18 protein-coding genes are annotated in these 26,837 nt (G+C 52.9%); 1 reads left to right on the top strand and 17 read right to left on the bottom strand.

Annotated features, from left to right (window positions below; genetic code table 11):
* Nucleotides 1-152 precede the first annotated feature (152 nt).
* Nucleotides 153-806, top strand: a complete 654-nt coding sequence (locus tag FN808_RS12855) for an HAD family hydrolase (protein ID WP_142715008.1) — start codon at nucleotides 153-155, stop codon at nucleotides 804-806.
* 23 nt (nucleotides 807-829) lie between these two features.
* Here FN808_RS12855 and FN808_RS12850 read toward each other — a convergent pair whose 3' ends face one another.
* The 17 genes from FN808_RS12850 to FN808_RS12770 form a co-directional block, all read right to left on the bottom strand.
* Entirely contained in the window at nucleotides 830-2,302 is a 1,473-nt protein-coding gene (locus FN808_RS12850; protein WP_221930044.1) for a sulfatase family protein, read from the bottom strand.
* A 39-nt stretch (nucleotides 2,303-2,341) separates the two neighbouring features.
* On the bottom strand, nucleotides 2,342-3,979 hold the full coding sequence (locus FN808_RS12845; protein WP_142715007.1) for a sulfatase family protein: 1,638 nt from the start codon (nucleotides 3,977-3,979) through the stop codon (nucleotides 2,342-2,344).
* Nucleotides 3,980-3,998: 19 nt separating this feature from the next.
* Nucleotides 3,999-5,429 carry a sulfatase family protein gene (locus tag FN808_RS12840; RefSeq protein WP_142715006.1) on the bottom strand — a complete coding sequence of 477 codons (1,431 nt, stop codon included), beginning with the start codon at nucleotides 5,427-5,429 and terminating at the stop codon, nucleotides 3,999-4,001.
* 37 nt (nucleotides 5,430-5,466) lie between these two features.
* Complete coding sequence (locus FN808_RS12835; protein ID WP_142715005.1) at nucleotides 5,467-6,867, bottom strand: sulfatase family protein; 1,401 nt, start codon at nucleotides 6,865-6,867, stop codon at nucleotides 5,467-5,469.
* Nucleotides 6,868-6,937: 70 nt separating this feature from the next.
* Entirely contained in the window at nucleotides 6,938-9,100 is a 2,163-nt protein-coding gene (locus tag FN808_RS12830; RefSeq protein ID WP_142715004.1) for an outer membrane protein assembly factor BamB family protein, read from the bottom strand.
* A gap of 107 nt (nucleotides 9,101-9,207) precedes the next feature.
* Complete coding sequence (locus FN808_RS12825; protein ID WP_185958397.1) at nucleotides 9,208-11,067, bottom strand: sulfatase-like hydrolase/transferase; 1,860 nt, start codon at nucleotides 11,065-11,067, stop codon at nucleotides 9,208-9,210.
* 126 nt (nucleotides 11,068-11,193) lie between these two features.
* Entirely contained in the window at nucleotides 11,194-12,729 is a 1,536-nt protein-coding gene (locus tag FN808_RS12820; protein ID WP_142715002.1) for a sulfatase family protein, read from the bottom strand.
* Between the two features lie 131 nt (nucleotides 12,730-12,860).
* Entirely contained in the window at nucleotides 12,861-14,219 is a 1,359-nt protein-coding gene (locus FN808_RS12815; protein WP_142715001.1) for a sulfatase family protein, read from the bottom strand.
* Nucleotides 14,220-14,269: 50 nt separating this feature from the next.
* Complete coding sequence (locus tag FN808_RS12810; RefSeq protein ID WP_142715000.1) at nucleotides 14,270-15,661, bottom strand: sulfatase family protein; 1,392 nt, start codon at nucleotides 15,659-15,661, stop codon at nucleotides 14,270-14,272.
* A 182-nt stretch (nucleotides 15,662-15,843) separates the two neighbouring features.
* Nucleotides 15,844-16,734 (bottom strand): sugar phosphate isomerase/epimerase family protein, encoded by an 891-nt coding sequence (locus FN808_RS12805; protein ID WP_142714999.1) that lies wholly within the window; start codon nucleotides 16,732-16,734, stop codon nucleotides 15,844-15,846.
* Nucleotides 16,735-16,838: 104 nt separating this feature from the next.
* Nucleotides 16,839-17,642: an SDR family NAD(P)-dependent oxidoreductase gene (locus FN808_RS12800; protein WP_142714998.1), complete on the bottom strand. Its 804-nt coding sequence runs from the start codon at nucleotides 17,640-17,642 to the stop codon at nucleotides 16,839-16,841.
* A gap of 5 nt (nucleotides 17,643-17,647) precedes the next feature.
* Nucleotides 17,648-18,673, bottom strand: coding sequence for a zinc-binding dehydrogenase (locus tag FN808_RS12795; RefSeq protein ID WP_142714997.1), 1,026 nt, complete (start codon nucleotides 18,671-18,673; stop codon nucleotides 17,648-17,650).
* A gap of 60 nt (nucleotides 18,674-18,733) precedes the next feature.
* Nucleotides 18,734-19,438, bottom strand: a complete 705-nt coding sequence (locus tag FN808_RS12790; RefSeq protein ID WP_142714996.1) for an orotidine 5'-phosphate decarboxylase / HUMPS family protein — start codon at nucleotides 19,436-19,438, stop codon at nucleotides 18,734-18,736.
* 176 nt (nucleotides 19,439-19,614) lie between these two features.
* Nucleotides 19,615-22,689, bottom strand: coding sequence for a PVC-type heme-binding CxxCH protein (locus FN808_RS12785; RefSeq protein ID WP_185958396.1), 3,075 nt, complete (start codon nucleotides 22,687-22,689; stop codon nucleotides 19,615-19,617).
* A gap of 44 nt (nucleotides 22,690-22,733) precedes the next feature.
* Nucleotides 22,734-24,620: a neutral/alkaline non-lysosomal ceramidase N-terminal domain-containing protein gene (locus tag FN808_RS12780; RefSeq protein ID WP_142714994.1), complete on the bottom strand. Its 1,887-nt coding sequence runs from the start codon at nucleotides 24,618-24,620 to the stop codon at nucleotides 22,734-22,736.
* Nucleotides 24,621-24,640: 20 nt separating this feature from the next.
* Nucleotides 24,641-26,095 (bottom strand): sulfatase, encoded by a 1,455-nt coding sequence (locus FN808_RS12775; protein WP_185958395.1) that lies wholly within the window; start codon nucleotides 26,093-26,095, stop codon nucleotides 24,641-24,643.
* A gap of 222 nt (nucleotides 26,096-26,317) precedes the next feature.
* Nucleotides 26,318-26,800 (bottom strand): VOC family protein, encoded by a 483-nt coding sequence (locus FN808_RS12770; protein WP_142714992.1) that lies wholly within the window; start codon nucleotides 26,798-26,800, stop codon nucleotides 26,318-26,320.
* Between the last annotated feature and the right edge of the window lie 37 nt (nucleotides 26,801-26,837).

Here is a 26,837-nt window from a genome sequence, read left to right as displayed (position 1 = left end):
GCTATTCTTTCACTTCTATTTTCGACCTCCTCAACAGGAAACCACCAACCGTCATTCCGCTGCCGGCTGCGACAAATAAAATTTTTTGATCATCACAATTGTTCGTTTCTTACGGGCTTAACAAAAAAGCGATCAAATAATACAGAAGTATCATGCCAGACAGCAGCGGTTTTATTTTTGACATGGACGGGGTTATTGTACACAGCAATCCAGCCCACAAAAAAGCCATCCAGATTTTCTGTGACAAGTACCATCTGAACGTCTCCGACACCCTGTTGGAAGAGAAGGTATATGGACGTACCAATAAAGAGTGGATTCCGGAAGTCTTCGGGGAGATCAGCTCTGAAAAGCTGAAGACCCTCGCCGATGAGAAAGAGCAGCTGTTTCGCGACCTCTTTGTTCCGGAAGATCATATTGTTCCCGGCATCCTATCCTTCCTGGAGACGCTACGAGAGCGCCGTTTTCCCATGGCCATAGCCACCTCCGCACCGGTTGAAAATGCGGATTACATCTTGTCCCGTCTTTCCATTAAGGGCCATTTTGATGCTCTTCTGGACTCCTCCCATGTTACCACCGGTAAACCGAACCCGGAGGTATATTTTAAAGCAGCAAAAGCCCTGGACAGAGAGCCCGGACAATGCATTATCTTCGAAGATTCCATTGCTGGAGTTCAGGCGGGGATCTCTGCCGGTGCAACCGTTGTGGGGGTGACCACCACCCATGCTAAAGAAGAATTTCCCGACTGTCCCCTGGTCATCAATGACTTCGAAGCGGTAACTCCGGACGACCTATTATCGCTGGTCTAGTGACTGCATCCAATAATCCTTACTCACGGTCGACTCCGACCGCGCTGCTCAAAGGCCCGTAGTTTCTTACGCAGCCGCTGCACTACGTCGGGATGATCCTGCCAAAGGTTATTCTGTTCGGCCGGATCTTCAGCGAGGTTATAGAGCTGCCCCTGTGGATCGCCCGGACCGGGTTCAACATGACTTGGCTTGCTGAATCCACCGGATCCCAATCCCTCGATCAGCTTCCATCGTCCATCCTGTATTGACTTCACTCCCCGGCTGGAAACGGAAACCACCGGCGGACGAACAGCATCTTGCTCGTCCTGTTCGCCCCGAAGCACCGGCAGCAGGCTGAAACTGTCTTCCCCGGCATCATCCGGCAACTCAGCATCTATGATATCGGCAAAAGTTGCCAACAGGTCTGTAAATGAGACTGTCTGTTCCGTCACGCTTCCACCGGACACAACACCGGGCCAGCGAACTATAAAGGGCATGCGATGGCCCGCTTCATAGGCATCCCCTTTCATTCCCCGGAGTCCGCCGCTTGAGTCATGGCCCAACTGATCCACATTCTTGTCATACCAGACCGGTCCATTGTCACTCGTAAAAATTACCAGTGTCTCCTTGTCCATGCCCGATTGCCTCAAGGCTCCCAGTATCTCACCAAGTTTGGCATCCACCATGGTCATGAAATCACCATACATCCCCGCCTCACTCTGTCCCTCGTACACTTCGGCCGGAAGCCAGGGTGTATGGGGAGCGGGCAGCGCTACATACAGAAACAGGGGGCTGCCGGATTGCTGAGCCCCGTGACTGTGAATGATGTTGACAGCTTCTTCTGTGAAGCGCGGCAGAACCTCCTTGAGCTGCAGCTCCGGTGCAATACCGCCGGCACGCCAGAAGGCCCCCTGTATCGGCGACCATCCCTCGCTGCTATTGGACCCAATGGAATCGGTAGGCGGCGTAACCGCCTGGTTTCCGTCTATATAAAAATAGGGAGGAATATCCGTGGAGGCCCGGATCCCGAAAAATCGATCAAATCCACGGTCTACGGGTCCCCCGGGAAGGGGTTCGCTGTAGCCGCCCGATTCATCAAATCCCAGGTGCCATTTACCGACCATGGCAGTACGGTAGCCTTCCGACTGCAGAAGAGAAGCCACCGTCATGCGGTTTTCATCAATCACGGGTTTATGGGGCCAAACGCTCACATCCGTGCGGAAGGGATACCGACCGGTCAGGAGTCCGTACCGCGATGGATGACAGACTGCTCCCGGCGCATGAGCATCCATAAACCGCATCCCGCCCCGGGCCAGGCGATCAATATGGGGCGTAGATATCCGTGATTCCTTGTTGTATGCCCCCACATCACCATACCCCATATCGTCTGCAAACAGGATGACAATATTCGGATTGGATGAATCCCCTTCATTCGACTGATTCTCGGTGTTGCATGACCCTAAAAAGGACATCATGATCATAATAAAGGAGATACACCAAAAATTATCAGAAATCATAACAAACCATTGTTAAAAATTACAGTGCGGGTCGACTGTCTATCGCTCAGGATTTTCTACCTCGTACTTCTCCTGGAGCTCCCTGAGCTTCTGCTTGAGCTCCTCCTGTACTTCCGCATAGTCAGCGTCATCATAGACGCTTCTCAACTGTTCGGGATCTTCTTCCAGGTCGAATAATTCCCATTCATCATTTTCATAGAAATGAGCCAGGGTATAGCGGTTTGTACGTATACCGTAATGACGTGCTACCTTATGGACACGTGGAGGCCCTTCGTAGTAATGGTAGTATACCGCATCCCGCCAATCAGAAAGACTTTCCCCTTTCAGAAAAGGCATAAGAGATCGTCCCTGCATCTGGTCCGGCGTTGCCAGTCCTGCCAAATCCAGTATTGTTGGAGCCAAATCAAGGTTTTGAACGAGCTCTTTGTTAACCATTCCCGGTGCTATGCCCTCGGGCCAGTGCACGATCAGCGGCATGCGCATAGACTCCTCATAGATCCATCGCTTGTCAAACCAGCCGTTTTCTCCCATAAAGAATCCCTGGTCGCCGGCATAGATAACAACGGTATTATCCAGAAGGTTTTCGCGCTCCAGATAGGTCATGACGCGCCCCACCCCGTCGTCAAGACCACGGATAACCCGCAGGTAATCTTTCACATACCGCTGGTAGCGCCACTGGAGTCTCTCCTTTTCCGTCATCTCCTCATAATGCTCGTACAGGTAGTTGTTTTCTTCGGCATAAGCCTTTTTGATCTGTTTACGCTGTTCATCCGTCAGCCGGTTACGTTTGACAAGTCGCTCCCAGCCCGGCGCAGGCTCCCCCGTTTCGGGATTGCGCGGCACCTTCAGGTCCCATCCCCAGCTCATGGTTGTGGCAATCTCCATATCCTGCTCGTGGGCCGCCTTTGTAAGCCCGGAATAATCATAGAAGAGCGTGGTGGGTTCCGGCAAATCCCGATCGCTGTAATCATGCAGATGCTTCGGCCCCGGCAGCCAGTTTCGGTGGGGCGCCTTGTGATTATAGACAAGCATGAACGGCTTCTCCCGGCTGCGCTGATCCCTCAGCCAGCGCAGAGCGCTATTGGTAACAACTTCACTGGTATGCCCCTCCCGGTCAATATCTCCACTCGGGGTACGCATCGTGGGGTTGTAATACGGACCCTGTCCGTGCAACACCTCGTAGTAGTCGAAGCCCTGGGGTTCGGTGCCCAAGTGCCACTTCCCGATCATGGCTGTCTGGTAGTCGGCCTGCTGCAACAGCTGGGGAAAGGTTTCCAAATCCACATCAATGGATTCCCCGTTTGTAAGGACCCCGTTTTTATGACTGTGCTGACCGGTGAGCAGCACCGCACGAGACGGTTTGCAGATAGAATTTGTCACAAAAGCGTTATCAAAACGCAGCCCGCCCTCGGCAAGTCGATCGATATGGGGAGTAGGACTGTGGTTGAGCTTTAAACCATAGTCGAGGGCTTCGCGGTAGGCCCCGATCGACTGGGCCGTGTGATCATCGGAGTACATGACAATAATGTTGGGAGGCTGCTGGTTTTCCACATCAACACGCTGCTCATTCATCCGAGGCCCTTCATCCGTGTACGGTTGCCCGGCAAGCTGCGTATTTCCTCCACCCAAAAGGAGAAGCAATACCGGTAAATAATAATATCTTATAACGTAATTCATGGTACTATCGCTTTTGCATTTAATATTGATGGCTCTTCCTGAGGTTTCTCATCGGCGGGATCTCCCGCGAGAACCAGACTCCTGTGGCACGATCGGTATGATCATCCCGTACCCTCAGGTAAGGCGGGAAATCTCCTGTTCGCTCCCTCCAGTCGTTAAGCTGCTGGGCAAGCTCCCTGGCCCGCTGCCAGTGTGCAGAACCTGCGGCTACATTATTAAGTTCCCAGGGGTCTTGCTTCAGGTCATATAGTTCGATACGCGGACGGGGGGCCTCAAACAGCTGCGACTGTGCCTTGTTAAGGGTCCCCTCTTTCTTGTGCGCTATTAGACTTCGGAATGAAGGACTTCCCCCGATATCGGCAGGGGTACCATGTGGAAGCTCTACATAGGCATTCTGAATCAGCTTAAAGCGCTCAGTACGCAGGCTGCGAATGTGTTCATCCGTGTCATGCCAGTTGCGTTCGCTATACACATATTCCCGTCCGGGCAAAGTCTGATCCGATAAAACATCCAGGATACTTTGCCCCTGCATGGTATCGGGAGCCGGATAGTTGACCAGGTCGAGCAGCGTGGGTGTGAGGTCAATAACGCTGGTCAACCCCTCATACCTGCTGCCCGCCTCAATCTGCTCGGGCCAGTGAAAAATCAACGGTGTTCGCACCCCCTCATCGTATACCGTCCCCTTGGCACGCGGGAAAGGGGAGCCGTTGTCACTTAGAAAAATGATGAGGGTATTTCCGAGCTGATCCCGCCTTTCCAACTCTTCAATAAACAAGCCGATTTGATCATCCATACGACTTATTTCATCATAATACTGAGCGATATCCGCTCGTGTCTCCGGACTGTCCACCAGATAAGGCGGCACCTTTACTTCCCCCGGACGATGGCGGACGGGGGCTTTGCCATACGGACGGTGAGGATCGGAAAATCCCACCCACAGGAAAAACTGTTTCTCACCAGCCTGTTCCAGGAAGGAAGGAAATTCATCAGACAGCTTTTCGCTATACCAGTCAAACTGCGCATCTGCATGCGGTCCGTAGTGTGTTTTCTTCATATGCCCGGTGAAATAGCCCCGTTCAGCGAGATAATCCGGGAGAATACGAGTTCCCTCGGGAAGGGGCATATGCAGATCCTCAGCACCCGTAGCATGAGGATATAATCCCGTCAATATTGAAATGCGGGACGGGCTGCACTGAGCGGTCGTCAGGAATGCCTGTTCAAACTGCAGGCCATCCGCTGCGAGCCGGTCGACATTGGGCGTCTGGATAACCTCATTGCCGTAGATTCCAAAATCGCGCCAGCCGGCATCATCCGCCACAAAAATCAGGATGTTGGGTACATCGCCGGCAGTCTGGGACTGCCCAAAGACCGGAAGGGCAGCTGCCAAGCTGCCGACTACCATTGTCAAAACAAGGAACCAATTGAATAACCACTGCTTTTTTAAAGACATGGCATACTGCTGTTTTCACTCATAAGATGTTCCGTATCTAACTCTGATCCTGGCCCTTTTCTTCCTCCTCGCCCGGCATTTTGACACCGACCTCACGGGCCATCTCCTCCATTTTTTGTCGCAACTCACCTACGAGTCCTGTTTTCTCATCTGCACGGTTCCATCGTTCGCCGGGATCGTTCTGCAGGTTAAACAGCTGGGGCTTCTGATCCACCAGTCTCAGCTTCCATGGCCCTTCGCGATAGGCCTGCAGCTGTCCCCCCCGAATATAGGCATAGTGTTCCCGTGGAGATTCGTCGGACTCCCCCTTCAGGAAGGGCATCAAATTATACCCATCCAGCGGATGGTCAGGCAGTTCCGCTCCGCCGGTTTCCATCAGCGTGCGATAGATGTCCGGCATGGCCGCCAGGGCATCGGTTACCTGTCCGGAAGAAATCTGTCCCGGCCATCTGATCATTGCAGGGACCCGGGTGCCGCCTTCATAGGTGGTTGCCTTGGATCCCCGAAGCGGCCCCGGCGAGCCCGTATGCCAGTATTCATTTCCATCCTGAAGCATACGTTCGGGCAGACTGTTCCAGGGACCGTTGTCGGAAGCAAAAAATACAATGGTATTTTCTGAAAGCCCCTGCTCTTCAAGCGTTTCCAATACCCGGCCTACACTCCAGTCGATGGTTTCGATGACATCTCCATAGAATCCCCCTTTCGACTGTTCCTGGAATTCTTTGATGGTATGAATGGGAAGATGGGGCATATTATAAGCCAGGTAGAAGAAAAAGGGAGCATCGCCATCTGCATTCTTTTCGATGAAGCTTGTGGCCTCTTGCGTGTATCGCACCGTCAGGGAATCCTGGTTCAGCGGGTGGTCTACCATCTCTGTTCCCCTGTACATTCCAAGCGGCTCCTCGGTCTGTACCCAGGGTTTGCGGTAGTCGTTTGAATACGGTAGTCCCAGCCAGGAATCAAATCCCTGGTTCGTCGGAAGAAATTTAGCCTTTTTATAACCCAGGTGCCATTTGCCGGCCATACCTGTTGCATAGCCAGCCTGCTGGAGTCCCTCGGCCAGTGTCACTTCACTCTCAGGCAATCCGCCTTCCCCATCCGATCCAGTGCCCCCGCCAAACTCCACACGCGACATGTGGCGACCGGTAAGCAGCTCCGTCCGCGAAGGCACACACCAGGAGGCTGTAACAAAAGAGGTAAAACGGATTCCCTGTTCACCCAGCCCATCAATGTGAGGCGTACGAATGGTCGGGTTACCATAACTGCTCAAATCCCCGTAGCCCATATCATCGGCAAATAAAATAACAATATTGGGCGGCTGGTCACCGGTAGGTTTTTCACTGCAGCTGCTCAGCGTAAAGGCAGTGAGCAGTATGAGCATTATAATCCCGGTCGGGGCGATGTTCCATTGTTTCATCAAATAGGTGTTGATCAGCATAGGTATAGGTATCTAGCCTGTCTTTATGATTTAAAATAATGTAGTTTTGTACTGTTCGTTGTCATATCCTTCAGTTAACAGGTAAGGAAAAGGCTATAAAAGCATCACTTTTATTTACTCCTGCCCTCGCTCCCCCCGTAGCGGCAATTACCACGTACTGCCTGCCATCAATCTCATAGGTTGAAGGGGTGGCATAGCCTACAGCCGGCAGCTGATATTCCCATAGAATGTCGCCTGTTTCCTTGTCAAATGCACGGAACTTCTCATCTGCCGCGGCCCCGATAAAAACGAGGCCGCCGGCTGTGACAATGGAGCCCCCCATATTGGGAGTGCCCGTGACCGGTACGCCGCGCTTGGTCAGCTCTTCATACTCTCCGAGAGGTACCCTCCATTCGAGTTCTCCCGTGTTCAGATTAATCGCATTCATAGTTCCCCAGGGGGGTTTTGTCGCAGGATAACCCTCCTGGTCCAAAAAAGAGCGATAGGCAAAATCGGTCGTATAAGTATAACTGGAATCAGCTTCCTCCGCACCTGGGTCCGCTGCTCCGGCGGTCTTCATGTTTCCCTTTTCATCCACACTGAAAAGATACTCAATAATTGCTTTTTTCTCCGTATCGGAAAGCTGGGGGAAAGCCGGCATCTTTCCACCGCGTCCCTTTTCCATGATCTCCTCGACCTCATGCCTGGTATACTTATCTTTCACATTGAGCAGAGAGGGAAACTGTGTGGGAAGCGGTCCGCCGGGACTACTATGACAGCTTGCACAATGGATCTGATATATTTCTCGTCCCCGCACTGCCGGACTCGCGGTATTTCTGGAGGGAACCTTTACTCTTTTGAGAGCAAAGGTATTGCCGTATTCGTTGGCATTAATATAAAGCACGCCCGTTTCCGGATCGTAAGAGGCGCCACCCCATTCCGCCCCACCCCGTGTTCCCGGATAAAAGAGAGTCTCTTCTTCGCCTACCGGTGTAAACATACCTTCGTAGTTCAATTCTTCAAATCTCTTCAGAGCATATTCCCTGGCTTCCGGAGAAATATTCGTCAGATCCTCCCTGCCCAGTTGCTGGCGGACAAACGGCTTTGGCTTCTGGGGAAACGGCTGAGTGGGCCATGACTCCTCCCCCTCAATCTCCGACTGAGGAACCGGACGTTCCTCCACAGGAAAGAGTGGGACGCCTGTTTCACGATCCAGCACAAAAATAAAGCCATGCTTGGTGACCTGTGCCACCGCATCCACCCTCTTTCCACCTTTTTCGACTGTAACAAGATTGGGGGGAGCCGGTAAATCATAATCCCACAAATCATGATGAATGATCTGGTAATGCCATATACGCTCTCCCGTATTCGCATCCAGGGCGAGCACAGAGTTTCCGAACAGGTGCCGCCCCTTGCCACTCGTACCGGGCTTGTAAAAATCGGGGGCAGGGGCTCCCGTGGGAACGAAGACCATTTCTCGTTCTTTATCCAAACTCATCCCCGCCCAGTTATTGGTTCCTCCCGCCTGCTGCCAGGCATTATCGCCCCAGGTTTCGTGCCCGTACTCCCCGGGATGCGGGATTGTATGAAAGATCCACTCCATCTCCCCCGTTTTAGCATTATATGCCCGAATATGCCCGGGGGCCGATCCCGTTCCTTCACCCACGATCGAGCCCATAATCAGGAAATCGTCATGAATGATACCCGGTGAGGTACTTCCTACCGAAAGTAGAACGGGATCACGCCCCAGCCCTTCTCTTAAATCTACGGCTCCATCGTCACCAAATTCCTCAATCAATGAACCGGTCTCTGCATCCAGCGCATACAAGAAGGAACCTGCTGAAAAGAAAATGCGGTGATCCCCTCCATCTTCCCAGTACGTGACGCCCCGGTTCACGGATACCGGCTCTTCCCCTTCAAAGGGATCAAAGGTCCAAAGCACCTGACCGGAGGCTGCATCCAGCGCTGCAACCTTGATGCCCGGTGTCGTCAGGTAGACCACCCCTTCAACCATAATGGGATTGGATTGACTACCGGCACGCCGTTGGTCACCAGAATGATAGGTCCAGGCAACTTCCAGCTGATCCACATTGTCCCGGTTTATCTGATCCAGGGATGAGTAACTGCTGCTGGATGCATCCCCCTTATATACCTGCCATGTCTGATAGGCATCCTTTTCATGCCGGCAGGCCGCTGCCAGAACGAGAATGACCAGGGCCTTTATGCAGTATGCCTTAATGAAAGTAGTTGTCATGCAATCCTGTTGGTAACACGCTTAAATATTGTATTGAGCAACCATTGAGTTATGAACTTCTTTCAAGGCCTGTGCCGGCTGCAAGCATAGCCCTCTGCCTTTCGCTGTCACTTATTCCCCTCCACCAGCCAGTTTGAAGCCCTGAAGACATAATTGCCCGAACCGTCACGGCCCTCATAAGTGTCAGCAAGCCGCTGCAGATGATTCATAAGCTCCTCTGGTATGGGGTCGGGACGGATGGATTCCAGCAGGTTTAGTACCTGCAACTTGACATGATCCTCCGGATGATCCAGGGCATCGTCCATGATGGTAAAAGCCGTTTCCTTACGGTCTGAGGCATACAAGGCCTCGGCTGCCGCTACCCGGACCGTGCCCACCGGATCTTCACTGCGCTCCTTCAGCAGCCCAATATAACCGCCCGCATGTTCATGTCCAATGGCCATCCCCATCGCTGCCCAGAACCGTACCGAGGGATCCTCATGACTCAGCCTTTCAGCAAGTTCATCCATATACTTCTTTTCGCCCCGGGATGCCATCTCCGCCGTTTCAATGATGGTCTCGATCGGAACCCCTTTTTCCCTGACCGCTTCATAGAGTGTTTGATCACCGCGCAGGCTGTCAATGATGCCTTCCGGGATAAAGCCCAGGTCACCCTGCTCGCGTACCCAGCGGGCATTTTTCTTGCGCAATCGCTTGAGATCGTCTTCATACTCCGGGTCAGAAGCCAGATTATGAACCGTATAGGGATCTTCCGAGAGATCATAGAGTTCTTCCACCGGCTTGGATTCAAAAAACTGGCGCTGGATCTCATTCAGGGTCCCCTCTTTGTACTCTTGCTCCCAGCTTCGCATCGATGGGGCTTTCCAAAGGTACCAAAGATGTTGGCCATAGATGCGCTGAGGCATATAATTACGGACATACATCATCTCTTTGTCATGCACGGCGCGAACCAGGTCATACCGCTCGTCCATGCGGGCCCGGTAGGTGTGCACATATTCCCGCGGTGGGACTGCATGCTCCCCCAGGAAAGGCTTACCATCCATAAAATCAGGTGGGTCAATACCTGCCAGGCTCAGTACCGTGGCAGAAAAATCCACAAAGGATACCAACCGATCGTTTTGTTTTTCATCGGGTGCCAGATGTTCATAACGGGGGGGCATATAAACAATCAGCGGGATGCTCAGTCCCCGTTGATTCATAAACCGCTTGGAGCCTGGCATGGCTCCGCCGTGATCTCCATAATAAAATACAATAGTGTTATCAGCCTCCCCTGATGCTTCAAGCTCGTTCAGAATTTTTCCCACCCGGGCGTCCATCCTGCTGACCTCGTCGTAATAATGTGCCCAATCCCTTTTTACTGTTGGTGTCTTTGGATGGTAGGGAGGCACGGGGGCCTTTTCCGGGTCATGGATGAGCGTATCAATAGGATCGTGGAGGCTGCTTTCGTGGCTGATCGTAATATTCCGAACATGAAAAAAGGGCTGATTCTCGGCACGATCACGATAGTGGGCCTCTCCGCTGGACTCGTCCCAGGCGTCCGGCTGGTCAATGGTATTATAGTCTTTCTTTCGGTTATTGGTCGTATGGTAGCCCGCCTCCCGGAGGTACTTGGGAAAAAAGCGAATCTCTTTCGGAATGGGGAAGGTACTGCGCATATTTTCGGTCCCCATTCGGTTTGCATAGGTACCTGTGATCAGCGTAAAGCGAGAGGGTGCACAGACCGGCGACGTGGCATAGGCGTTTGTATAGATGGTTCCCTGCTCAGCCAGACGGTCCAGATGCGGGGTATCAGCATACTCGTCACCGTAGGCCCCGAGCAAAGGACTGTTGTCCTCGCTGGTGATCCAAAGAATATTGGGCGGCCTGTCTTCAGCTGAATCTCCACAGCCATAAAACAGCAGCCCCATCAAAGCCATGCATCCAATCCAGATGGTCCGATCCAACATCCCATTCCCTGTCCATTTCATATTGCTCATTTTTCTAATTTCAACATCCAGTTACCTTATCTGAGAGGGTGATTCCCTAAAAAAGACACATCCCTAATCCCTTTGCCAGTAAACAAATAAATAAATACAGCTGTAAAATGACAACTCTTATTCATCCATGGGAAGCACCCACTCCGGGGCAGGAAATTCCCGCATGGGGCCCCGCAGGCGGGGATAACTTTCCCAGATATCCCCTTTCCCACTCATCCGGGGGTCTCCGGTCTCATCCAGCAGTTCAGTCATTTTATTTCTAAAATGGCGCGTAAGCTGACCATACTCAGGATGCAATGCCAGGTTGTTGATACAGCCAGGATCATCTTTTATGTCATACAGCTCTTCGGCCGGACGCCTGCCAACCGCCAAATGAAGATAACGGTTGAAGTAGGGGTGCTCGGCATTTTCGGTCATTTCCTCCAGCGTCGGTGCCGAATCGATATCGTGATAGCCACTGTGCATGGGGGGCGTGCTGCCCTTCTCAATACGCCTCGGACTGCCCGCCGGCCACCGCTGGGGAGCAAAATTGCGGATGTAGAGGTACCGATGTGTACGGAGGGCACGCTGAGGGTACCCCAGATTGTTCCAGCGTGAACTGGAATGACGCTCCCTTCCCGCAAAGATCATCTTCCGTGAGGAGTCTACCACCCCTTCTTTGCCGGAGACAAGTATGTCCATAAGGCTCCGGCCGCTTATCGCCATCTCCCCCGGGTATGCGACTCTCGCGGCATCCAGCATGGTCGGCATAAGATCTACAAGGCTGACGAGGTCTGAGATAGAACGCCCGGCCGGAATATGATTGCCCCATCGCACGGCCAACGGTACGTGGATACCATCCTCGTAGAGGTTTGCCTTAGCCCGCGGAAAGGCCATCCCATTGTCGGAAGTGACAATAATCAGGGTATTCTCAAGCTCCCCCTTCTCCTCCAGCAGATTCAGGGCCTGTGCGAGCTGCCGATCAAACCATTCGACTTCCACCGCATAATCAAGCAGATCGCTTCGCACCTCGGGAGTATCCGGAAGATAGGAAGGCACATTCACCGCCTCCGGATTTTTTCCAGCGGCTTCTCCAATGCCTTCCTCGAAAGGACGGTGAGGCTCGGAAGTACCCATCCAAAAATAAAACGGGGCCTGCTTTGAACGCTGCTCCAGGAATGCGCCAAAATTGCCGGCATAGTTTGTGTTACGGATATAGGCATGCGGCGGATCAAGCTTCACTTCCTGGAAGGCGGGGCCGGCTGGATTTCGGTCTCTCCCGCTGACCTCCCAGTCGCCGGGGCCCCACCCCTTGCCCGTATACCCCACCTCGTAGCCTGCTTCCTCAAGGAGGTCGGGCAATACCCGAAACTTTTTCGGAAAGGAACTTCCGTGCGTACCTGCCTCTTCATTCTGCCAGGGATATCGCCCGGTAAGGATGGCGGCCCGTGAGGGGCTGCATCCCGGGGAAGCTACAAACGCATTGGTAAACAAAACACCTTCCCTCGCCACCCGGTCAAAAGCGGGGGTTTCGACAAAATCCGCCCCGTAAGCCGACGCATGCGGGAACGACTGGTCATCGCTGATGACAAACAGGATATTGGGCGGCTGCTCCTGCGCAGCAGCTGGGGTCGCCCAACCGATGAATATTCCCAGTATGAATAGGTATCTCATGATAAATATGTACGAACGCATTACATCATCATTAAAATAAATTCAGCATATTTCTTGCCTGCCATGTAGGGAAAAATGACGAGGAGCCGTCTTCTGCGGTACCCTCATGGCAATATTCCACTTCCTGTCGTTTACTGTGCATTCCGCTCCTCTTCTTTTCCCAGCGGCTCCAGTTCCCTGCGCCCTTTCTCCAGCCACCTGACCATCTGTTCAACAACTTCGGGTCGCTCACGAGTATAGCTGAACTGCTCGGCGGGATTACGCTCAAGATCAAACAGCAGGCCCGGATCATAATAATGAGGCCTCCCCTGGATGCTCCCCTCGAATCGCGAGAGACCGCCCCGGTAGTAGGAACGAACCACAAATTTCCAGCGCTGGGAGCGTACCGCCGTAATCTGTTCGTTGTTAAAGAAATACAGGTACTCGTGAGGAGAAGTCTCGCCCCCCTGAAGGACGGACCAGATGTTTTTCCCGTCAATGGGACGGTTTTCCGGCAGCTGCGAACCGGCCAGGGTCAGCAGCGTCGGGAACAGGTCAAAATTCATCGTTATGGCATCAGAGGTTACCCCGGGGGGAATATGACCAGGCCATCGGGCGATAAAGGGCACCCCCTGCCCACCTTCCCAGCTCGCTGCTCCCTTGCGTTCTCGCAACTCCCCGGAACTGCCTTCAAACCACGGACCGTTGTCGCTGGTCACAATCACCAGCGTATTTTCATCAATGCCTGCACGCTTCAGGGCCGCCAAAATTTGACCAACGCTCCAGTCAATCTCCTCGATCACATCCCCGTAAAGTCCCGCTTTTGATCGGCCCTGGAATGAATCAGAAGCATGCAGCGGTACATGCGGCATGGAGTGAGCCAGATACAAAAAAAACGGCTCCTGCGGCTGTTCTTCAATAAAATCAACCGCCTGCTCGGTATACCGACGGGTCAGTGTAGTCTGGTTGACCGGCTCTTCGACGGGTTCTTCATTGCGATAGAGGGCCAGCGGACGCATATCGTTGCTGTAGGGGAGTCCATAAAATGAATCAAAGCCGTTGCCGGTGGGCCAGGATACCTCCGGGGTGCCCAGGTGCCACTTACCTACCATGCCCGTTCGGTAACCTTCGTCCTTCAGTGCCTCGGCAATCGTCACCTCTTCTTCAGGCAGCCCGTGCTCATCCTCGGGAAATAGCACGCTGTGGGCGAGCCCCGTACGGATGGGGTACCGACCGGTCAGCAGCCCCGCCCGTGCCGGGGTGCATACATTGGCGCTGGAATAATGGTTGGTCAGCTTTACGCCCTCGGCTTCCATCTGGTCGATATTGGGTGTCTCGATCAGCGGAGAGCCCTCAAGGCCTACATCCCCGTAGCCAAGATCATCGTTAAAAATAATTATAAAATTCGGCTGCTCCCCCTCCCCAGGATCCTGTCCGCTAGCTGTTGCAAGACCGGCAGAGAATACCAATAACAGAATAAATGTACAGTTAAAGCGTATATTGCTAATCATGATTCTGAATATAAGATATCTTTAATATTGCGGTGATTTTTTGGAAACAGTTAGTCAGCCGGGCGCTGCCACGGAACCGCCCCACCCTTCTGGATGTGTTTCATAAGTAATGCATTCAGCTCCCGTGCTTTTTGGGGATGCTGCTCAATGACATTATGTTGTTCACGCGGATCGGTTGCAAGATTATATAACTCCCGGGGTCCGAAAGGACTGTTGTGTATGAGCTTCCAGTTATCCAGCCGAACGGCCTGGATGGTAAGGCCCCCATAGCGCATATTTCCCTCGCGGCGGGTAAAAAACAGAGGCTCCCCTTCATGCAGGGGCTGTTCTTCGCCCAGCAGCGTGGGCAAAAAGCTCGTGCCGCTGAGTGGCCCGTCGTAGGATATACCGGCAGCCTCCAGAACTGTTGGAAAGACATCCATGGTAAGCATCACTTTCTTCGAATGTGTGTCCGGACTGATATGCCCGGGCCAGGAGACCCCCGCCGGAACCCGCAAGCCCCCCTCGTACATACTTTGTTTACCATCACGGAGCGGACCATTGTTGGCTTCGCTGGGCAGATGTCCACCGTTATCACTGGTAAAAATGATCATTGTATTTTCATACAGCCCGTGCTCTTTGAGTGCGGCGACAACTTTGCCAATCCCTTCGTCAAGGTGCTCAATAAAAGCTACAAGTTTCGCCCTTTTTTCTGATATATCCGGTTCCCGAGCCTTGACTTTTTGCAGCCACTCCTGCGGGGGTTGCACGGGGAAATGGGGTGCCAGATGCGACAGGAACAAGAAAAACGGTGCCTCGCTGCCGGCCTGTTCTTCGATATACTCCACGGCCCACCCCGTCAGCAGATCCGTGGCGTGGCCTTCGGGATCAATCTCCCCCTCATTAAGCCGCATATAATTTATCCCCTCGCGGCGGTGTTCCCAGAAATCCTCGACCATATCATCAAGCCAGCCGTGGAAATGATCGAAACCGCGTTCGTTGGGCTTGTTGGGTGATCTTAGCCCCAGGTTCCATTTCCCCACCAGTCCGGTGTGATAGCCATGTTGACTGAGTACTTCGGGAAGCAGCGTGGCTTCCGGGTCCAGGTATCCCCAGCTGTTATCGGGGTTCGTCCGAATCAGCCCGGGTACTCCTACGTAATCCTGATACTGTCCGGACATCAACGCAGCCCGGGTGGGTGAACAGACCGGTGAATTGGCATAAAATCGATCCAGGCGCATACCCGAGGAAACCAGCCGGTCAAGATGAGGGGTGCGGATATCCGGTGTCCCGTAGTAGGAGACATCATGATAGCCCAGATCATCGGCCAGGATCAACAAAATATTAGGCCGATCCTCTGGCGGATGGGCCACTGCCTGGCGTCCCCCCAGTATACCTCCGGCCAGAAAGAGCACCATAATTCCGATTGCTTTCAGATGTGATCCAGAACCAAAATCCCTCATCAAAAATACTTTTTTACGTTAATAGATCTCATGTGATAACCCGGACACCCTGTTGAACCATCCGATGGGTATTTGTGCATCCATCATAGTCAATAGTGCGGTTTAAATCCAGTGACTGGTACCCCCCCTGGTCTTTTTTCGGAAGCCTGTAACGCATTCAACAGCCCCAGCCCGGAAAACAGCTACTCTTCCGGCCAGTAATGGGATATTTTCTTTCTGAGGTAGGCTACGCTCCGTTCCAGCTGGTCCATACCTTCCACTCCATCCTCAATACTTACCCACCCGTTAAATCCAGCCTTTTTCAATTCCCTGAAGATCGCATCATAGTCGTTCAGCCCCTGGCCAATCTCCCCGTGGCTCAATCTGCGGGCATATCCCTCCACCCCTGATTCCTCTTTACGGAGGTCTTCCAGCGTTCCTTCCGTCAGGTACCGGTCACTGGCGTGCATTGTTACAACACGATCCGAAACCCTGCGAAGGAGTTCGAGCGGATCCTCTCCGGCAAGATACGTGTTACTGGGATCATAATTGACGCCAAAATTCGGATGATGTATCCGATCTACAAGTTTACAAAACACCTCCATCTTCTGTGCAAATTCGGGATACTCCCAGAAGTCGTCCTTGTAATGATTTTCCAATATAAGGGTGATACCCCGTTCAGCAGCATAGGGCAGGCACGCCTTGATGCTTTCTGCCGCGAAATCCAGTCCCTCCCCCATAGACAATTCAGGGCGTCGCTGGCCCGACAAAACCCGGCAGTAGGAACCGCCCAGCTCATCTGTCATGTCGATCCAGTACTTCTGTTTTTCAATTTCTTTTTCCCGGAAGCCGGCATCAGGATGCGTGAAATCGGGTGAGCAGCACATCATGGGAATCTCTTTATCATGGCTGTGCACCTGACGGCGAAATTTTGCCCAGTTGGATTCATCGGCCATCTCCAGGAAACCGGAATACCATTCCAGGCCATCGACCTCCAGTTCTGCGGCAAGCGTAATCCACTCGGATACGCTCATCGTTCCATCTTTACATAGCTGTTGCATAAATGCTTTGGGAAATACGGCTAACCTGGGCATACGCTTGTAATCAGTAATTGAGTAATAGCTGTAAAATATTCATTCCTTATCAAATCATTTGCTGGGTGGAGACACATTGAAGCAAAAATAGGGCGATATCCTGGCTAATCTCCATCTTTCGGGATGGTGGTCTCATCCTTGGGGGCATTTCTTCCTATATAAGGATACTGCTCCAGATCAACAACCTGCCCGGATACGGGACCACTTTCATCACTCAGCCAATAGATGGCCGCAGCTGCGATCTCTTTCGGCCATAAAATACGTCCTGCGGGCGCATATCTCTTCGGTAGTTCCTTGTACCAGTCCTCGTCCAGCCCGTGGTTGTGTTTTCGGATTGTTTCATTCTCGGTAAGCACCCAGCCCGGGTTGACTTGATTTACCCGCACCCCCTCTTCCCGGAAAAGCACATCCCCGAGGTTACGGGTCATCGTCATCAGCGCCCCCTTTGACATACTGTAAGCCAACAGCTCCGGCTCCCCGCTATAGGCGTTGACCGACCCAATATTAAGCACACACCCCCGGGTTTTGCCAAGGTGGGGCAAGGCCGTCTTGACGAGAGCCAGAGGCCCGGCGGCATTAACCCCGAATACCTTGTGCAGCAGCTGACTATCGGTAGTATGTATGTTTGATGAAACAACCATCGCTGCATTGTTCACAACGGCATCCAGCCGGCCAAAAGCCGTCAACGCCTCATCCACCAGTTTTTTTGGTGTCTCCGGGTCGCTGATGTCGCCGACATGCAATATCGCCCTGTCCCTGCCCAGCTCTGTCACTACCGCTTCCCCTTCACTCTGGCTAAGCCCGTTGACAACAACGCGGGCCCCCTCTTCCACACATCGCACTGCGATGGCTTTGCCGATACCCGTAGTGCTGCCGGTGACAATAATGACCTTATCTTTCAGTCGCATAAATTTTATACCGGTTTAAGAATATTTTTAACCATTTCACCCTTGTGCATCTTTTCAAAGGCGGTACGCCACTCCGTGATGGGCCATATGCCACCGATTATGGGACTGACATCCAGTTGGCCAGTGTACATCAGGGAGAGGACCCGTTCCCACACCGGCCAGTTGTGGCTGAAGCTGCCCTGAAGTGCCACATTCTTCTGGACCAGCGGATCCAGGGAGTAATCCAGGGGCTGAGGCCCCCACCCCACTTTAGTTACAGCACCGTTGGGCCGGACAAGCTCCAGGGCTATTTCAAGAGTTGCACTCACCCCGGCCGCGTCAATCACACAATCAGCCCCCAGTCCGTCATAATTATTGGCCCAATCGGTGGCATCTCCGATGATCGTATCACAGCCATATTCTCCGGCGATATCCAGGCGGTGCTCGTCTGATTTCAGTCCCACAATGGCAACCTCAGCCCCGCAGAGCCCTGCCATCGCAGCACACAGTATGCCGATGGTGCCCGGCCCCAGCACTACAACCCGGTAGCCCGGTTTTATGCGTGTGTTTTCGACCACGGCATTATAGGCCACGCTGCATGGCTCCGTCAGGCAGGCATGCTCAAAGGGAATCGCATCCGGCACCTTGTGCAGGCAACGGGCGGGCACCCGCACATACCGCGTCATGGCCCCGTCAGTGCCATAGCCAAAACCTTTGCGGGTAGGATCGAGGTTATAGAGTCCCTGGCGACTCATCGGGTTGTCCTTATCTATTATCGCAGCCGTTTCACTGACAACCCGGTCACCCTCTTGCCAATTCTCAACCCCGCTCCCGACTTCTGCAACATGTCCGCCGAATTCATGGCCCAGCACCACGGGATAGTTGACGGGCCAGCTGTGGTCGGCCGTCCATTGATGAAGGTCACTGCCACAAATGCCCACATGAGAAACGTCAAGCAGTACATCCTCCTTTCCTATAGCTGGTTTGTCTATCTCGCGAATTTCAACGGCACCTTCTTCAGGCGCATAATTAACAACCGCTGCTGATTTCATGAAACGTATTTTACTTTTCCATTAAAAATTCGATTAGAAAGCGCAGATCCCCCGATTGCCTCAAGCCTCTATTTTCACGTCCCCGTAGGAATGTACTTTTTCACAGATTAACCGAAGTGAATCTTCCACATTCCCCTCAGCTGTCTTAAACGCATCAGCGTCAATGGTGAGGGGAGCTCCCAATACCACCAGGGGGGCTCCCATTTCCGGACAACGAACCGCTTCTTCAAGGCTTAATCCCCCTACCGCCTGAACGGGCACATTGACTGCCTGAATAACCTCTTTAAGCTGATCCATCGGGCTGGGCTTTCGTTCTCCCCGTGCGGCAATGCCTCTTCGCTCGTCATAGCCTATATGATGGATTACATAATCACATCCCAGCGCTTCCAGGCGTTTTGCACCGGCAATCATATCGAGACAGGCCAAATTATCTCCCATGACTTTCACGCCAAAATCCCGGCCCGCCTGTACCACACATTTTATGGTTTCCTCATGAGCCCGCGCCATAACGACCACATGAGTCGCTCCCGCCCGGGCCATCATTTCAGCCTCCAGATAGCCCCCGTCCATCGTTTTCAGATCAGCCACCACAGGCGTTTCCGGAAATGCCTCTCTCAGCTTTCGAACCCCGTGCAGACCTTCGGCCAGTATCAGCGGAGTCCCGGCTTCAAGCCAGTCGACCCCGGCTCGCAATGCCATGGAAGCTGTTTTTAGGGCTTCATCGATATTGGTCAGATCTAATGAAATTTGTACGACAGGTTCCATAACATTATCTATTTAAATTTTTTGTTGTACGCATATATAACAATATATCATGGAATTATTAAAATTGATCATCAACAACCGGGGATAAGGCCATCCGTCGATGCCAGTACCAGCAGCCGCAAAGCAGTGGCGAAGGCTGCAACGTACGTCCTCCCCTGCCCCGTGCCACAGAAACCTTAAAGCTGACGAATAAAGGCAATCAGATCTGCCATTTCCTGTTTGTTGATCTCATTGGCCAGACCTGAAGGCATGGGCGAAGCCTCGGAGGGCGTCATAGATTTAATTTCTGACCGGGAAATTGTCGTCTCCGATCCCCCCGCATTCCGCAGGGTGACCGTATTGCCATTCTCTGATTGCACAACCCCCGCCACACGGCCGCCGGAAGTTTGTTCCACAATCCACATTTTATAACCATCGGCTATCGAACTGCCCGGATCCACAATTTTAGATATCAAGGCCTGCGGTTCCCAGTGCCGTACTGTCGACAGATCGGGACCAAAAGCCATCCCCAGCTCTTCCCCTACCTGGTGACAGGCCGAGCATTGCGTCCTGTAGACCTCCTTGCCCTTTGCCGGATCCCCCTCCAGGCTGAGGGAAGCCCGGTATTTCTCAACCATAGATCTTGTCTCTTCAGGCCGTTCTTTCAACAGCTCTCTCGCCCTGCTGCGAATATCCTCGTCGGCATGCTGCATCAGGGACACACGGCGGCTCCACCCAATGGAGGAAACAGCAACCCTGTTCTCCGCTACCGCATCCAGCAATAACTTCACCCGTTCGTCTTCCTGGAGCAGCACATCAACCGCCTCCTCCCTAACAACCGGTGTCATGCTCTTCCAGTTTTCCATGAGGTATTGTCCTATGGCCCGTCCCGGGAGTTTCTTCAACCCTCTCACCCCTGCCCTCTGGACAGCCACCGGTTCGCCGGGGTCGCTGTATTCCTTGAGCTTATCCTTGGTCGATGCAGGGGCAAACAGGGCCATAAGGTCGATGGCGTCGGCACGAATATGGTCCTCTGCCTCACGATCGTCCGCCAGGGCCACCAACTCCGGCAGCATCCTTTGCTGCACTTCAGCTGGAAGGCCCAGCACTGCTATCAGCTCGGAAACTGCCCCGCGAAGCCGTTCCGATTTTGCTTGTAAAAAGAGATCTGCAGCAAGCTCAGCCTCCGAACGGTAATCTTCCGTTTTGATATCAGCATGCCGTAATGTTTCCGTTAAACCGGCAAGGACTGCTGTTTTCCACCACTCATTCTCCTCCCCTATCTGCGTCATGCTCTTACGAAGCTGCTGCCTGATCCGGGTTGTATTTCCCTGCCGCCCCATCATGGAAGCCAGGCGCTTCAGGAACAGTTGCCGTCCCGCTTTCGGAGCATTGTTAAACTGTTCGAGAAAATCGTTAATCAGTTTCGAGGCCTCCAGGTCTGCAGCGGATAGAAATGCAATCTGCATCCACGGATCATCCATACTTTCAGATAGAATCTTTTTCCTCGCCTCTTTTACACGGCTGGAAGAGTGGTCGCCAAGGCTCAGCAACAGCTGGTAGCGCACACCGGGGTCATCATCTGCCGTCATCTCCAGAAGCCTGTCAACCCAATAGGCATCGTCCGCCAGTCTTTGTTCGGCCATCTTTATCGCATTCCGGCGCACGCCGGCCACCTTGTCCCGGAGTCCGGCGGTGATCATATTCCGTTCCAATGCCCCCAGTCCCTCAAGGGTCCACAGGGCATGAAGCCTGGCTTCTGGCATTTTGCTGCTGCGCACCATATCCTCAAGCAGGGGCACCGCCGCAGCATCTTTTCGATCCACCAACAGCCGCTGGGCCGTACGCCGCCACCACAGGTTGGAATGTTCCAAAAGATCAACAAGTTTTGTCACAGGAGCCTCCTTCAGCCCAAGGTTACTCATCCACTCCGGGCTGCCCATCTCATCGGGCGTGATCCGGTAAATACGCCCCCGCTCGGTGGCCTCATACAACAGATCCTCATTTTGTGCTTTTTTATCATCCATCCACTGGGGATGATCGATGATACGCCGGTAATAATCGATGACATAAAGGGCCCCGTCCGGCCCGATATAAAACTGAACCGGACGAAACCAGGCGTCCGTTGACGTCAGGAATTCTTTTTGCTCCAGCAGCCGCTTTGCCGTTACCATGGCGCCCTCGCTCTTTACTACATCCGCATGAACCAGGTTATGCACCGATTCGGCAACAAAAGTGACATTCTTAAATTCCGGGGGAAACACGCCGCCCAGGTAATAGGTGATCCCGGAGGCCGACGTTATCACACCCCGGTCGGTCAGCAGTTGGTATTCCGGATCCCTGGTTGTCGGGTACACTTCTGCGGCATTGCCATGATCCGGGGTATAATGCCTGGCACTTTGAATAGGAAAGTAGGGATTTCTTTCAAGGTATTGTTGTTCAACTGCCTCAATATATTGATGATGGGCGTTGCTGACCAGGAAATGAGTACCCCAGGCATCAAACGTATGACCATACTGGGAGGAGACGGCCCTCATCTCCAGCTGATGGGAACCAGGCTTGAACCGTAGATTGCGTCCCGCCGCATTCCGGGGCAGAACCGGCCCGTTTTTCAAACCGTGAAACCGTACGGGGGCTCCCTCATCCCCCAGGATCTGGGAATACGCCCTGGTACTGATCGTCCCATTATTGGCCAGGTAAATCCAGTTATCCAAGCCGTAAACAGGGGTATTAACATTGTGCTGGGGATTGGAGCGGGCAAATCCCGTGAGTACAATCTCCCTGCGATCAGCTTTACCGTTGCCCGTCGTATCCTCCAGGTACAACAGGTGCGGAGCATCCGTTACCAGGATACCGTCCTTCCACCGCATCACCCCATTGGGAAAGGCCAAACTGTCGGCAAAAACCGTTGAACGATCGGGCAGGCCGTCGCTGTTGGTATCTTCCAGCAGCTTGACCTGTCCCAGACCGCTGTCGTCAAGGGGGTAACTGCGCATTTCAACCACATACATGCGTCCTTCTTCATCCACCTCCATGGCCACTGGATCCTGGACCATCGGTTCATGGGCAAAAAGTTCCACTTTAAAACCGTCCATAACAGTCATGGACGCCCGTGCCTGCTCAGGATCCAGAGGGGGGGCGCCCTCGCCGGAACGGCCATGGCTCCCCGTTTTTGAACAATTCATCAGCACCAGAGAGCAGACGAACAGCACAACTGTTTTTTTCAGACTAATGAACAGGAAATCAGCCCGCGGGACTCTTATTTTCTTCATTTTGTCTCTTCTACACGATATATCCATTCGTTTCTATAGTTCATTTATTCAACCGGGGTGAGGTGCAACGCCCGCAGATCCAGCAGGGCGCCTTCTTCAAAGTATGAGCCCGGCTTGAATGTCATTTTTTGTGCCCCCTCATCCAATTGAATGGTACCAATGACTGTCGTCTTGAAATCTTCCCAGGATCCCGTACGCTCTACGGTTCCCCTTATTTGTTCCTCCCCCACCTGGAAGACAAACGGTTTTCCGGCCTCCTCATCAGATACCGACCACTCCATCGACACTTCATATCGTCCCCTCCTGTTTACCTCCACATCCCATTCCACCCGGTCATCAGCGGTAAACCAGCCAAAAGCTCTCCATTCGGGCATATATTCAATTTCCGGCCCTATAGCCCGTCCACTTTCAGCATTCAGCGTAAGGATCGCGCCCCCTGCAGGGCCTCGGACTACGGCGGGCTGGTTGATGGCCTGCTGAGAAGCAAATGACGGTGGTAACAGTTCGTGTATGGCATTGATAATCAGCTCCTCAATTTCTTCTGAAAAAGGCGACGGGTTATCATAGGAATACATCGAAGATTCAACCTCATAACCACCTTCCCGAATGATGCGGCGAGAGGAAATGTAGCTGGGTACATCATTGGCATAGGCCGTAACCCAAAGGCGTTCGGCATCCAGCTCTTTTTTTAACCGAAGGGAATAATCAGCCACCACTTCTCCGGCCATCAAGACCATGGCCAAATCATTACCAAATGTCCAGGTCTGAACCGGATAGGTAAGACTGGAGGGGATCGATTCCCCGCGGGCCATGCGTTCAAGCGCCAGCCGGGCATAATACCCTTTTGCCCCATCCCCGGCCGCCTGGTCAATTAGGTCATTAATAGTCGGCACCTCGGCATAGGGCAGCTCGATCTCCTGATAGTTTCCCGTGGGCGGAACCGACAACGGCTCCAGTGGCGTGTTCAGCAGGCGATCAACCTCATCAGCAATTTCTTTTCCGTGCCTGGTGGTGTGTTCAAGCTCAAGCCGGGGCTCAGGATTGGCATCTGCACCCGCTCCGATGGCAACCATGGCCATGGCCCCGGGATGTCGCTCCTCGATAATCCGCTGGGCCTCTCCCATCCAGTCGCCATGTACTTTATTAACATCCGGCCCGAGGGTCGTACCGTGACAGGCGTAATTAATCAACAGCGCCCTGATGTTTCCTTCGGGATCAGTTATCCGCAACAGGGGCATGGTGTGATCAACGGGGCCCTCCGGAACCACCCCGAAGCCCACCCATCGCCCGTCCTCAATCAGCCGACGGTTCACGGCAAACTCCACCTGGCCCTGACCCCACGCTACAAAAGAGGTACTGCGATTCTGCAGGGCCGCCAGTGCTACCTCTTCTAGATCATCGGTAAGCCCATCAAGATATCTCACTATTCTACCAAGTTGATCCACGGGCAGCGGCTCCCCGAAATGATTCAATAATGTACCAATTTCTGGTCCCGAATGGGTGTGACTGGCAGCGATGGTCAGCTGCTCCGGCTGAATTCCAGCTTTCTTTTTTAAGCGGTTTCGCAACGCCGTTGTTATATGACCTGGAATGCCAATGAGGTCCACCGTAATAAGCAGAGAGGGTCCCTGCCGGTCGCTGCCAAAAGCCAGTGCTTTCGCTTCCAGGCGCTGGAGTACCCCCTCGGATTCTCCCTGACGCGAGCCATAACCGGCCAGGCGAATGGGCGCTTCCGGTGTGATATCCACCCGGGCAACACCCACCTGCATACTTTCCCTGTTCCCGATATCCGTATGGAAGACCGGGCGCCCCTCCCCCCTTACTGTCACCGACAGAAGCAGCAACAAGCAAACCATGGCTGCAAATGACAGCGTCTTCTTTCCCAGAAAGGAAATGGTGTGATAATGAAAATATGAATTACTGTAGCTCATAGTATCCTGAATGTTAATTATCAATTCGCCTCCTCTCCCCAGGCGGGCAGAGGGGCTTCCGTCTGTTGCAGCCAATCCTGAAGCATGCGATGCAAACTGTTCCGTTTTCGTGGATATGTTTCGGCGAGATTTTGCTGCTCCCCCGGATCCTTCTTCAGGTTGTAAAGCTCAAATTCATCTGTTTCATAAAATTTCATCAGCTTCCAGGAACCTGAACGAACAACACTCACCGGACCTGTTCGCCACGGGGAGTTTGGATAGCCCGGAAAGTGCCAGAAAAGAGATTCCCGATTGAGCACGGCCGTCGGATCTTTCATTACTGGCAACAGGCTTAATCCGTCGACCTGATAATACTTTGTGCCTTCAATGCCAGCGGCGTCGAGAAAAGTTGGATAAAAATCGATACTGCTCACGGGCTCCCGGCTCTGACTTCCCGGTGGAATTATTCCAGGCCATCGGATAATCAGGGGAACCCGTATCCCTCCCTCATAAAAGGTGCCCTTGCCCCCCTTGAAAGGAGCATTGCTGGTAATATTATTTTCAGCATGACCGAGAAAATCATAGCCGCCGCGTCCGCCGTTGTCCGAATAAAAAATAACGACGGTATGTTCTGCAATACCGAGCTCTTCCACCGCCTGCATCAACTTACCCACATTCTTGTCCAGCAACTCGATCATGGCGGCATAGACAGGACGATTATGCCCGCCGTCTCCTCTCTTCTGTTCATACTTTTCAACCAGGCTTTTTGGGGCCTGAAACGGGCTATGCGGACTATAGTACGACAGTTGAAGATAGAAGGGCTGTTCCTTGTTGTCTGTGATAAACTCTATTGACTTCCGGGTAAGATAATCCGTCAGATATTCACCTTGCCGGGCATCAGAAATGTATGGATTCCCGTTGGGTTGCATGTACCCATTGTCCCAGGCTCCCGGGTTTCCTGCTCCGTATCCCCCTATGTTAATGGCAAAGCCCTGCTGCCGGGGCCCATGCTCCGGCGGATTGCCTATATGCCACTTGCCAATCAAGGCCGTACGGTAGCCCGCCTCGTCGAGCTTTTCGGCTATGGTAACCTTGTCCAGGGGCAGTGCCTCCGCATTCGGTGCCGGAATCATTCTACCCGGCCCGGAAGTACCGACATGATAAACAGGCTGATTGGGATAGTACTGTCCGCTCATCAAGGCCGCCCTGGTGGGAGCACAATTGGCAGCGCTTGTATAGGCCTGAACAAATTTCATCCCCTTTCCAGCCAGTCGATCGATGTTGGGCGTTTCATAGTAGCGTCGGTGCTGTGGGTCGAAACTGTTAATATCCGAGTATCCCAGATCATCCGCCAATATGAAAATAATGTTCGGAGCACGAGCACCCGGCGGCTCACTTTTGCCAGCTCCTGCACAGGCGAAAGTAGACAGCACCAGGATAAACAGCAGGAAGATGCCAAACGGCGTCTTTGTGATATTTGATCTTCTGTCTATCATTATCCCATTAGCTGAATTCATATATCGGATATCCATCCGCCATGAAGCGGGCAGACAGCGGTTCCCTTTTTGATACCGATACAACGTATTTTCTTTCCGGATAGCCACGATGCCTGCCCCGGCTCATGGTTGTTTACGGCGGTCGACTGCCCGAATCCAAAGCACCCCAAATCAAATCTCTCCCTGCCAACCTGTAAATACAAGCGGCTGCCAGGCCGCAGCCTATTCTTCTGCTGCCCGGCTGTTTACTTCTATCGAATATCCGTCTGGATCTTTGACATAGACCTGTTTTATTCCATCGGGGCGTATGTTAACCTGATTTTTGTTTCCCGGCCAATCGGTAAAGGGAATATTACGGGCACGAAGGTTCTCAACGAACTGATCAAAGTTACGGACGGTAACAGCCAGGTGGATAGACTTATTTACATGAACTCCTTCCCTGTCATCGGCCAGGAGATGGAGCTGCAACTCTCCACCCAGTGAAAACCAGCGCCGGGTGGGCTTCCCGGTTTCATTTCTTATCTCTTTTAATCCCAGTACCTCTTTGTAAAAAGCAGCGGAAGCTTCCAGGTCACCCACTACCAGTGCCTGATGGTCAAATTCCGTATCAAATTCCTGGGCAAAACCAGCAGACGGACTAATATTCAGTACTATAAAAAGGCTGATAACAGAGCATAATAAAGCTGACGGGAGACGAAATTTCATGTATTTCACAAATTTAAATTAAAAAAACAGACCTCGA

The sequence above is a fragment of the Fodinibius sediminis genome, assembly GCF_900182555.1.
In the GTDB taxonomy this organism is placed as follows: domain Bacteria; phylum Bacteroidota; class Rhodothermia; order Balneolales; family Balneolaceae; genus Fodinibius; species Fodinibius sediminis.
The sequence above is the reverse complement of the archived record's forward strand: the minus strand, read 5'-3'. Positions and strand labels throughout refer to the sequence as shown.